We start from the raw sequence: 11,349 nt of genomic DNA, 5'->3' as shown, positions 1-11,349 counted from the left end.
ATTATGAATGAATCTAAAAAAAACACAAATAAAACGGGACAAGAAATGTCTCGTAAAGAGGCATTAGAGAAAATAGGTAATTACGGGAAATATACAGCTTTAACAGCTTTAAGTACTTATATGATTTTAAACCCAAAAAAAGCGCAAGCACAAAGCCCTGAAGCTCCTGGTGAGGGGTTTTAGTAAATGAAGTAAAAATTATCTTTCCAAACTTAGAGTGTTAAAAGTCCAATATTAACTGATTGGGCTTTTTTCTTGTGTCTAAATTATACTAATGGTTTTTATATGGCCTGAAAAATAGTTTTATTATTTATTATAAAACTTTAAACTTTCGATGATTATATCCATCGGTACCTTACAATCTAATTTAAAATCTTCAATAGTATTTAATAAAACGAAGTTTACATTGCCCCCAATATTCTTTTTGTCGTGTTTTAATAGATCAATAATCGATTCAAAATCTTCTGGAAGTATTTCTACTTTTCCGTAGATATTAATAATAGTCTCTTTTATTTCTGATAACTTATCTGTGGGGAAACCTAATAATTTTGAAGAAATATAACTTTCACAAATCATTCCTATTGCAATTGCTTCGCCATGAGTTAAACTTTCTTTATCTAAACTTTCTAAGAAATAACTCTCAACAGCATGTCCTATAGTATGGCCAAAATTTAAAATTTTTCGTAAACCACTTTCTTTCGGATCTTCAAAAACTACTTCGTTTTTAATTTCAATAGAACGATGAATTAAATCAACAATATTTAACTCAGTATTATTTTTTATCTCATTAAAAAGAGTGATATCGTACGTTAAACCATATTTAATAATTTCAGCAGTTCCAGAACGGATTTCACGTGCAGAAAGCGTATGTAAATATTCAGGATCAACTAGTACTATTTCAGGATTTGCAAATAAACCTATTTGATTTTTAAGCACTCCTAAATCCACCCCTGTTTTTCCTCCAACAGAAGCATCAACTATTGAAAGTAGTGTGGTAGGAATGTTTACAAAATCGATTCCACGTTTAAAAGTAGAAGCCACAAAGCCTCCTAAATCGGTAATAACACCACCACCTAAAGTAATTAATAAACTTTTTCTATCAGCACCTAACTCGGTCAATACATTCCAAACACCAACACAGGTTTCTATATTTTTATGAATTTCACCAGCTTCAATCTGAATAATTTCAATTGGTGCATTTGTGGTAAAGTTTTGCATAAATCTAGGATAGCAGCATTCCAATGTATTATTATCAACTAAAATAAAAACAGAAGAGTAGTTTTTTTTTGCCATTAGGTTTGATAACTTAATATAGCCATTTTCTTCAAAATGAACAGAATAGGTCGCTGCTTGAATAGATTTCATTCTTTAAAATTTAAAGTGCAAATTAAGCAGAAAATATTAAAATATTTCGATGCGGTCAGCTATATTTGTCGCGACAATTAAATCAATTATTCTCATTAAATGAAACTTTTCGAAAATACCGAAGTTGCTTTCAAGTTAAAGTCTGATTCTGAATTAGAAAGAGCTTTTTTCTTATTTAGATTAATACAAAGTCAACCTATGGTTCGCATAGGTACAGCAGTTACCAATTTTGCTTTAAAAGCTCATTTACCTGTAGAAGGTTTAATCCGTTCAACAGTTTTTGATCATTTTTGTGGTGGAGTTACTGAAGAAGATTGTTTACCAAGCATTGAAAAAATGTATGAAAAAGGTAACGTACACAGTGTTCTTGATTACTCTGTAGAAGGAAAAGAAGCTGAAGCTAGTTTTGATGAAGCAGTAGAAAAGATTTTAAAAATCATTCAATTTTCTGAAGAGAAAAAATCAATTCCATTTGCAGTTTTTAAACCAACAGGTTTTGGTCGCTTTGCCTTATATCAAAAAATAGGAGAAGGAAAAGAATTAACTGCTGATGAAAAAGACGAATGGGCTAGAGTAGAAGCTCGTTTTCATAAAGTTTGTAAATCTGCATTTGATAAAAATGTTCCATTATTAATAGATGCAGAAGAAAGCTGGATGCAAGATGCTGCGGATGATTTAATTGAAGAGTTAATGGAAACTTACAATAAAGAAAAAGCTATTGTTTTTAATACGTTACAGATGTACCGTCATGATAGAATGGATTATTTAAGAGAGTTGTATCAACGTGCACATCAAAAAGGATTTCATATTGGAATGAAAATAGTTCGTGGCGCTTATATGGAAAAAGAAAGAGCACGAGCTGAAGACCTTGGCTATTTGTCGCCAATATGTAAAGACAAACAAACTACTGACGATAATTATAATGAAGCAGTTCGTTATATGATGGAGCATAAAAACATGGCTATTTTCGCAGGAACTCATAACGAAGAAAGTTCTTATTTACTAATGGATTTAGCGAAAGATTACAATATAAAATCAAACGATAAACGTATGTGGTTTGGTCAGTTATATGGTATGAGCGATCATATTAGTTTTAATTTGGCAGAAGAAGGCTATAATGTTGCGAAATATGTTCCTTTTGGCCCTGTTAGAGATGTTATGCCGTATTTAATCAGAAGAGCAGAAGAAAACACTTCTGTAGAAGGACAAACATCTAGAGAATTAAATCTTATAAAAACAGAGAAAAAACGTCGTAAATTATAATGACTTCAGTAGATGAAATAAAAATACTTCTGCAAAAAAACAAAAAAAGGTTTTTAAATGAAGTTGAAGAAAGTAAAGAACTCGCTTTTTTACTTAAAAAATCATTTTCTACTAAACTTACTGAAGAAGAAAAAAAGAAAGTTAGAGAACAAGTACTAGATATTTGCAAATCTATACCCGCATTTGCAATATTTATGTTACCAGGAGGAGCTTTATTATTACCCTTACTTATAAAGCTAATACCAACAATATTACCAAGTTCATTTAGAGAAGAGTAGTTTTACTCTTTTTTTTATTTTGAAAATTAAGCTATTTTATTAGTAAAAAAACATTGTAAAAATCCTTACTTTTGAAGTAAACAACACAATTAGAAATGCAAAAAGATCATCAAATTTTTGATTTAATTCAAGAAGAACACGAACGTCAGTTAAATGGTTTAGAATTAATCGCTTCAGAAAACTTTGTAAGTAACCAAGTAATGGAAGCACAAGGTTCGGTTTTAACCAATAAATATGCTGAAGGATACCCAGGAAAGCGTTATTATGGAGGATGTGAAGTAGTAGATGTGGTAGAACAAATTGCTATCGATAGAGCTAAAGAACTTTTTGGAGCTGAATATGTTAATGTTCAGCCACATTCAGGAAGTCAAGCTAATACAGCTGTATTTGCAGCTTGTTTAGAACCAGGAGATACTATTTTAGGGTTTGATTTATCACATGGAGGACATTTAACACACGGTTCGCCAGTAAACTTTTCAGGGAAGTTATACAATCCCGTTTTTTACGGAGTAAATAAAGAAACAGGACTTATAGATTATGATCATTTAGAGAAACAAGCTAAAGAACATAAACCAAAACTAATTATTGCAGGAGCATCTGCGTATTCTCGTGATATGGATTTTAAAAAATTCAGAGAAATTGCGGATAATGTTGGCGCTATTTTAATGGCAGACATTTCACACCCAGCAGGTTTAATAGCAAAAGGTATTTTAAATGACCCATTACCACATTGCCATGTTGTAACCACAACTACACATAAAACATTACGTGGGCCTCGTGGAGGAATGATAATGATGGGAAAAGATTTTGAGAATCCGTTCGGACAAAAATTAAAGAATGGAAACCTTAAAAAAATGTCAGTTTTATTAAATAGTGGTGTTTTTCCAGGGAATCAAGGTGGTCCATTAGAGCATGTAATAGCTGCTAAAGCGGTTGCTTTTGGAGAAGCATTAACCGATGAGTTTTTAGAATATCAAATTCAAGTGAAAGAAAATGCAAAAGCAATGGCTAAAGCATTTGTAGCTAAAGGATATGATATTATTTCTGGAGGAACTGATAATCATATGATGTTAATCGATTTACGCAATAAAAACATTACAGGTAAAGATGCTGAAATCGCTTTAGGAAAGGCAGAAATTACCGTAAACAAGAATATGGTTCCGTTTGATACACAATCACCTTTTATAACATCAGGAATTCGTATAGGTACACCAGCAGTTACAACTCGTGGTTTAGTTGAAGAAGATATGGTTATTATTGTTGATTTGATAGATAAAGCTCTTCAACATGCAGAGAATGAAGAAAAACTAGCTCAAATAGGAGAACAAGTACACGATTTGATGCACCATCGTAGATTATTTGTAATTTAGATAAACAATGTCATTATATAATAATATAAGATGAAAAAGCACCGAAATCGGTGCTTTTTTTATTTTATATTTGGCAGTAAATTGTTTAACTATGGATGATGCTTACTTAATTTCAACAGTTCTTATTTTTTTATCAGCAATATTTGGGTATGTAAATGTTCGATTTTTAAAATTACCAAATACCATTGGTTTAATGATATTAACAATTCTATTTACGTTGGCTGTTCTTTTGTTAAGTTATTACGATCCTACCTTATTAAATTTAGAAAAATCAATTATTTCAAAAATAGATTTTAAAAAACTATTGTTAGATGAAATGCTAAGTTTTTTACTATTTGCTGGTGCTTTGCACACAAATTTTAATCAACTTAAAATACAACGCTGGCCCATATTTTTATTTTCAACGTTAGGTGTGTTAACATCCACATTTTTGGTAGGTACTGTAATGTTTTTTGTATTACAAATAATAAGTTTAGAAGTTGGTTTTATACATTGCTTGCTATTTGGAGCGCTTATTTCTCCAACTGATCCTATTGCTGTTTTAGGAATTTTAAAAAAAGCAGGAGTTCCAAAAAAATTAGAAACAAAAATTGTAGGGGAATCATTATTTAACGATGGAGTAGGAGTTGTGGTATTCTTAACTATTTTCAAAATAGCAGAATCTGGAATAGCGAATGTTAGTGCTACTGATGTTTTACATCTTTTTGGTCAAGAAGTAATCGGAGGTATTGGTATAGGAGTTATTTTAGGCTGGATAACGTATAGATTGTTGAGATCTATAGATGATTTTGATATAGAAGTAATTATCACATTAGCTACCGTAATGGGAGGTACGGTACTTTGCCATAAGTTTCATTTATCAGCACCGTTAGCTATGGTTACAGCAGGTTTAATTGTTGGCAATGATACGGTTAGAGAACATGCGATGTCTGCAACTACAGAAAAGTATGTAGATAAATTTTGGGAGTTAATAGATATTCTTTTGAATGCAGTTTTATTTGTGTTAATAGGTATGGAAATGTTGGTACTAGTAATTGATGGTAAGTATGTTCTAGCAGGATTATTAACAATTCCTATAGCGTTATTATGCCGTTATGCTTCTTTATTTTTACCCATTAAAATTTTCGAAAAAAAATTAGATTTTGTTAAAAACACTGATGTAATTATGACATGGGGAGGTTTACGAGGAGGAATTTCTATTGCTTTAGCTTTAGGATTATCTGCAACGATGCACCGAGATTTGTTTTTAGTAATTACTTATATAGTGGTTATTTTTTCAATTATAGTACAAGGATTAACAGTGGATAAATTAGTAAAAAGACTAAAAGAATAATTTTTTATTCCTCGTCTTGAGCTCTTTCTATTATATTTTCTGGAAGTGCTTTTTTAGCTTTTGCACCCATTTTTTTCAACTTTTCAACGCTATTGATAAGGTTTCCGCGTCCGTCTACCAATTTATTCATGGCATTGTTATAATCGGTTTTGGTAGCATCTATTTTCTTTCCAATACCAATTAAGTCTTGTAATAAACCTTCAAACTTATCATATAAAGCTCCTGCTTGTCTTGCAATTTCTAACGCGTTTCGTTGTTGTTTTTCGTTATTCCACATCGTATCAATAGTACGTAAAGTGGCCAATAATGTAGTTGGAGTAACAATAACAATATTTTTTTCAAAAGCTTTGTTATATAAAGTGTTGTCTTGATTTAAAGCCACCGCAAAGGCAGGTTCTATAGGTACAAATAACAACACAAAATCTGGAGACTCTATTTTATAAATATCTTCGTATTTCTTTTCAGATAATTGCTCAACATGACGCTTTAACGAGTTAACATGCTCTTTTAAAAAGCGCTCTCTTTCTAAATCATCATCAGCATTTACATATTGTTCATAAGCAGTTAAAGAAACCTTAGAATCGACAATCATTTTTTTATTGTCGGGTAAGTGAATAACAACATCGGGTAAAATACGTTTACCATTTTCATTGGTAAATGATTGTTGGACAAAATATTCTCTATCTTTTTCTAAACCAGACTTTTCTAAAACACGTTCTAAAACCAATTCGCCCCAGTTTCCCTGCGTTTTGCTATCACCTTTCAATGCTTTTGTTAAGTTGATAGTTTCTTTACTCATCTGTAGGTTCATCTCTTTTAAACCAATGATTTGCTGACGTAAAGCAGAATGATAATCAATACTTTCTTTATGAGTTTTATCTACTTTGTCTTCAAAAGTTTTTATTTTTTCTTGAAGCGGATTTAAAATCGTTTTTAAGTTTTCTTTGTTTTGCTCGGTGAATTTGGTCGATTTTTCGTCTAAAATTTTATTCGCTAAATTCTCAAACTCCTTGGTGAATTTTTCTTGTAGTTTTTCAACTTCACCTTTGTTTTCGTTTAGTTTTTGTTGCAAATTATATAAATCTGCATCTTGACGTGTATTTACTTTAATTAAATCTTCCTTTTCAAACTGAATGGCTTTAACTTCATCTTTTAAGGTCTCAATTGTTTTTTCTGCGGATACATTAGTTTGATTTAATAAGCTGTTTTTTTCAGATAAGCTCATTTTTTCCTTTTCTAATGCTACAGATTTGTTTTTTTGTAAAATATAAGACACCAAGTAGCCTAAGATAGTTCCCACGAAACCAGTGAGTAGTAAATAAATTAATTGTTCATTCATCATTTTAAAATCAAAGTCTAAATTTATCACTTTAAAATTAATTAATGATAGCTGAATATTAATTAAAATTGATGATTTGATATCCTTTAGATTGGTATTCAACCAAGGCCGTTAAAGCGGATAAAGAAATTTTTACGTTTGAAGATAAATCGTCTCTTTTATAGCCTCTTGCGGTAAATGATTGTCCACACACAAAAGTGCTAACATTTGATTTTTTTAGAGCAGCTAATAGTTCAGAATTTGGATTTTTATGTCCGAATTTCTTTTCAAAACCAACATCATTTAAAGCGTTTTTTGTCGCTTTTCCGTGTAAAACCAGTACAACCTTCATGTTCTCTAGAGGAACACCTTGTTGAGCGTGCATATTTAAAAAACGAGCTACAGTTTCAATAGATCTATTAATTTCAGAACTCTTTTCTACGTCTGTATAAACATCAAAAATAACTTTATAAAGCGTATCCTTTTTTAAGAGTAAATCAGGATTTTCTATCGTGAATGTTTTTCCATAATCTTGAATAATTGGTCCTGCATTTTGTGAGAAAACAACTGAAAAACTAAGTAAGAATAGTGTGAATAATATTTTCTTCATGATTTCGTGTTTTAAAAGTTAATATTACAAATATCAATTTAGAAAGGTGAATTTATTTGAAGATTTGTTTCTAAAGCTGTATCATTGGCTTTTATTTATAGAAAATGATATCTGAATTTATATTTACTAAAATTTTAGGATGGAAACTGGTCGGAGATTTTCCAAGACACCATAAAAAATATATTGTAATAGGTGCTCCGCATACAAGCTGGAAAGATTTTCCAATAGCAATACTAGCTAGAAATACTGCTGGAATTCCTATAAATTTTATTGGTAAAGATTCATTATTTAAACCACCTTTTGGTTTTATTTTTAGAAAATTAGGTGGTGCTCCGGTGGACAGAAGTAAAAGTAATAATTTGGTAGATGCCATTGTAGCTGTTTTCAATTCGAGAGAAGAGTTTAGATTAGCATTGTCTCCTGAAGGAACAAGAGAGCGGGTTGAGAAGTGGAAGACAGGTTTTTATTTTATAGCGAAAGGAGCCAACGTACCTATTGTTATGTTTGCCTTCGATTTTAAAAATAAAGAGATAAAAGTAGCGGAGCCTTATTATTTAACAGATAATATGGAAGCTGATTTCGATCATTTTTTCTCTTTTTACAAAGATATTATATCGGCAAAACCAGAATATTTTAACAACGAAAACCTGCTGTAAAAGCAGGTTTTCGTATTTTTATATAAATTAGTTTATCCTTTGTAAAACGGTAATTTTACCACTTTAGCAGGAATTTGTTTCTTCCTTATTTGAATAAAGATATCAGAATCTACTTTAGAGTTTTCTTTGGTAACATAACCTAAACCAATTCCTTTTCCTAAACTAGGGCTCATCGTTCCTGAAGTAACTTTACCAATTACGTTTCCTTCTGCATCTACAATCTCGTAATCGTGACGAGGAATACCGCGTTCCGTTAATTCAAAAGCAACTAATTTACGCGTAACACCTTCTTCTTTTTGTTTTTTTAATTCTTCTGCATTTACAAAGTCCTTTGTGAATTTGGTAATCCAACCTAAACCAGCTTCTAACGGTGAAGTAGTATCGTCTATATCATTTCCATATAAACAATACCCCATTTCTAAACGAAGAGTATCACGAGCTGCTAATCCAATAGGTTTAATTTCCCAATCTTTTCCAGCTTCAAAAACTTTATTCCATACAGCTTCTACATCTTCGTTTTTTACGTAGATCTCAAATCCACCAGATCCTGTATAACCCGTTGCAGAAACTACAACATTTGGAATTCCAGCGAAATCAGTAATTTCAAACGTGTAAAATTTAATTGCAGATAAATCTACTGAAGTTAACGATTGCATGGCTTCTGCAGCTTTTGGTCCTTGGATGGCTAATAAAGACCAATCCTCAGAACGGTTTTCCATTACAACTTTTAAATCGTTGTGTTGAGAAATCCAGTTCCAGTCTTTTTCAATATTAGAAGCATTAACCACTAACATATATTCATTTTCGGCAATCATATAAATGATTAGGTCGTCTACAATTCCACCATCAGCATTTGGCAAGCAACTGTATTGTGCTTTTCCAGGTACTAATTTAGAAGCATCGTTAGTTGTTATTTTTTGAATTAAAGCCAATGCATTTTCTCCCTTTAAAAAGAACTCGCCCATGTGGCTTACATCAAATACACCAACGCCTTTTCTAACAGTCTCATGTTCAATATTAACACCTTCATATTGTACAGGCATATTATAGCCCGCAAAAGGAACTAATTTTGCACCTAAAGCCTCGTGTATGTGAGTTAATGCAGTATTTTTCATTTTTAGTTTGTTTGTTTTAAGTTGCCCAAAAGTATTGAAAAATCATCAAAAAAACGGCTGAAAAAACTATAATATTTGAAGAATAGATACCTTAAATTTTTGTTAATAATTATCATGTTTTCATAAATAGCGTTAAATTTGATTTACTTAAAATAAAAATTAATGAAATTCAAATTTACTTTGTTAGGGTTGTTATTGTTAACAATTAATAGCGTTTTAGCGCAAATACCAACGGATTATTTATCCGCAGATTTCCATAAGAATAGAAGAGAAATTTTACGTGCTAAAATGCCAGCGAATTCAGTAGCTTTAGTATTTGCTAATTCGATTAGAAACCGCGCAAATGACGTAGAATACGTATTTCATCAGGATCCAAATTTTTATTATTTAACAGGCTACAGGGAACCAAATGCTGTTTTGGTTATTTTTTCTGATAATCAAACAAATGAAAAAGGAGAAACGTATAACGAGGTTTTGTATGTACAAGAAAAAAACCAAAGAGCTGAAATGTGGACAGGTAAACGATTGGGGATTGAGGGAGCAAAAAAAGAGTTAGGATTTAGTCAAGCATTTAATGGAATTGATTTTATAAATTCTAAAATGGATTTCAAAAAGTTTGATAATGTTTTTATAGAAAAATTTAATGATGATCATAGAAACTCAAATAAAGATAAAGCAGATGTTTTTGATTTGGTAAAAAGTTTTAAAATGGCTTCTGGTTATAATCCAGATATTTTTTTATCACCAACAAAAAAATATGTTTATAATTTAATAAAAACAACACCTATAGAAAAAAGAGTAGAGTTATCGGCTAAAATAAAAACATATTTGTCTTATTATCCAGAATTACAAGATGATAAATTTATTGCAGATTATTTGAAAACAGATATGGCTTTAAGTTCTAAAGATATTCAAGAAAATGCAATGTTAGCATTACAACCAAAAACGAACTTAGATATAGATTTTTTGCCTTCTAATTTAGCAACAATGCGTGAAACTAAAACTCCTGCGGAGTTAAAATTATTAACTAAAGCAGTCAGAATTTCTGCCGTAGGACAAATAGAGATGATGAAAGCAATGAAACCTGATATGTCTGAAACAGAAATTCAAGGAATCCATGAGTTTGTATATAAAAAATATGGTGCTGAGTATGAGGGTTATCCATCTATTGTTGGAGCAGGAAATAACGGTTGTATTTTACATTATATGGAAAATAATAAAACCAAAGTAGATAATGATTTAGTGTTGATGGATTTAGGTGCAGAATATCATGGTTATACAGCTGATGTTACCCGTACAGTTCCTGCAAATGGAAAGTTTTCTAAAGAGCAAAAAGAAATTTACGATTTGGTATACAAAGCTCAAGAAGCAGGTATTGCTGAATATGTTATAGGGAATAGTATGTCGAAGCCAAATCAAGTTGCGATAAAAATAATTAATGAAGGTTTATTTAAACTAGGAATTATTAAATCGGTGGATGAAAAGCATAACTATTTCCCACACGGAACTTCACATCATATTGGTTTAGATGTTCATGATCCAGGAAATTATAATATGTTTGAAGAGAATATGGTTGTCACTATGGAGCCAGGGATTTATATTCCTGAGGGAAGTAAATGTGATAAAAAATATTGGAGTATTGGTGTTCGTATTGAAGATGATATTTTAATTACGAAAAACGGTCCTAAAAACTTATCAGAAGAAGCTCCAAGAACTACTGAAGCTATTGAAAAAATGATGGCTAAGAAGAGTGTTTTGGATAATTTCTTATTACCTAGTTTAGACTAGTTATGAGTCTAGAACAACCCAATAATCCTTTACACGGAATAAAATTAGCAATCATAGTTGAGGAGCTGTATAATAAATACGGCTGGCAGGAGCTAGGAGAAATGGTAAATCTTAATTGTTTTAGAAATAATCCAACTATTAAATCGAGTCTTAAGTTCTTAAGGAGAACTCCTTGGGCAAGAGAAAAAGTAGAGAAGTTATATTTAAAAACGATAGCCAAGTAAAAAAGCATAATAAATTAGAGAGCATCTAT

12 protein-coding genes are annotated in these 11,349 nt (G+C 31.1%); 8 read left to right on the top strand and 4 right to left on the bottom strand.

Annotated elements, in window-relative coordinates:
• The first annotated feature begins 3 nt into the window (after positions 1 to 3).
• Positions 4 to 183, top strand: a complete 180-nt coding sequence (locus C7447_RS07360) for a hypothetical protein (protein WP_148869867.1) — start codon at positions 4 to 6, stop codon at positions 181 to 183.
• A gap of 123 nt (positions 184 to 306) precedes the next feature.
• Here the strand turns inward: C7447_RS07360 and aroB are convergent, their stop codons facing one another.
• Positions 307 to 1,365, bottom strand: a complete 1,059-nt coding sequence (aroB, locus tag C7447_RS07355; RefSeq protein ID WP_148869866.1) for a 3-dehydroquinate synthase — start codon at positions 1,363 to 1,365, stop codon at positions 307 to 309.
• Between the two features lie 99 nt (positions 1,366 to 1,464).
• Here aroB and C7447_RS07350 point away from each other — a divergent pair, with 99 nt between their 5' ends.
• From C7447_RS07350 to C7447_RS07335, 4 genes are all read left to right on the top strand, one after another.
• Positions 1,465 to 2,628: a proline dehydrogenase family protein gene (locus C7447_RS07350; protein ID WP_148869865.1), complete on the top strand. Its 1,164-nt coding sequence runs from the start codon at positions 1,465 to 1,467 to the stop codon at positions 2,626 to 2,628.
• Positions 2,628 to 2,906 carry an LETM1 domain-containing protein gene (locus C7447_RS07345; RefSeq protein WP_148869864.1) on the top strand — a complete coding sequence of 93 codons (279 nt, stop codon included), beginning with the start codon at positions 2,628 to 2,630 and terminating at the stop codon, positions 2,904 to 2,906. Before C7447_RS07350 ends, C7447_RS07345 begins: the two co-directional genes overlap by 1 nt.
• Before the next feature lie 95 nt (positions 2,907 to 3,001).
• The gene (locus C7447_RS07340; protein WP_148869863.1) at positions 3,002 to 4,276 is read left to right on the top strand and encodes a serine hydroxymethyltransferase; all 1,275 of its coding nucleotides are present in this window, start codon (positions 3,002 to 3,004) and stop codon (positions 4,274 to 4,276) included.
• 91 nt (positions 4,277 to 4,367) lie between these two features.
• Complete coding sequence (locus C7447_RS07335) at positions 4,368 to 5,609, top strand: cation:proton antiporter (RefSeq protein WP_148869862.1); 1,242 nt, start codon at positions 4,368 to 4,370, stop codon at positions 5,607 to 5,609.
• Positions 5,610 to 5,613: 4 nt separating this feature from the next.
• Here the strand turns inward: C7447_RS07335 and rmuC are convergent, their stop codons facing one another.
• Both rmuC and C7447_RS07325 read right to left on the bottom strand, forming a co-directional pair.
• Complete coding sequence (gene rmuC / locus C7447_RS07330) at positions 5,614 to 6,948, bottom strand: DNA recombination protein RmuC (RefSeq protein ID WP_148870173.1); 1,335 nt, start codon at positions 6,946 to 6,948, stop codon at positions 5,614 to 5,616.
• A gap of 58 nt (positions 6,949 to 7,006) precedes the next feature.
• The gene (locus C7447_RS07325) at positions 7,007 to 7,537 is read right to left on the bottom strand and encodes a DsrE family protein (RefSeq protein ID WP_148869861.1); all 531 of its coding nucleotides are present in this window, start codon (positions 7,535 to 7,537) and stop codon (positions 7,007 to 7,009) included.
• Between the two features lie 104 nt (positions 7,538 to 7,641).
• Here C7447_RS07325 and C7447_RS07320 point away from each other — a divergent pair, with 104 nt between their 5' ends.
• Positions 7,642 to 8,193: a 1-acyl-sn-glycerol-3-phosphate acyltransferase gene (locus C7447_RS07320; RefSeq protein WP_148869860.1), complete on the top strand. Its 552-nt coding sequence runs from the start codon at positions 7,642 to 7,644 to the stop codon at positions 8,191 to 8,193.
• Between the two features lie 32 nt (positions 8,194 to 8,225).
• Here the strand turns inward: C7447_RS07320 and gcvT are convergent, their stop codons facing one another.
• Entirely contained in the window at positions 8,226 to 9,308 is a 1,083-nt protein-coding gene (gene gcvT / locus C7447_RS07315) for a glycine cleavage system aminomethyltransferase GcvT (protein ID WP_148869859.1), read from the bottom strand.
• 162 nt (positions 9,309 to 9,470) lie between these two features.
• On the opposite strand from gcvT, the gene C7447_RS07310 reads away from it, so the two are divergent.
• Positions 9,471 to 11,096 (top strand): aminopeptidase P N-terminal domain-containing protein, encoded by a 1,626-nt coding sequence (locus C7447_RS07310; RefSeq protein WP_148869858.1) that lies wholly within the window; start codon positions 9,471 to 9,473, stop codon positions 11,094 to 11,096.
• Positions 11,097 to 11,098: 2 nt separating this feature from the next.
• Positions 11,099 to 11,320, top strand: coding sequence for a VF530 family protein (locus C7447_RS07305; protein ID WP_148869857.1), 222 nt, complete (start codon positions 11,099 to 11,101; stop codon positions 11,318 to 11,320).
• Positions 11,321 to 11,349: the final 29 nt, after the last annotated feature.

The sequence above is a fragment of the Tenacibaculum adriaticum genome, from assembly GCF_008124875.1.
Taxonomy (GTDB): domain Bacteria; phylum Bacteroidota; class Bacteroidia; order Flavobacteriales; family Flavobacteriaceae; genus Polaribacter; species Polaribacter adriaticus.
The sequence above is the reverse complement of the archived record's forward strand: the minus strand, read 5'-3'. Positions and strand labels throughout refer to the sequence as shown.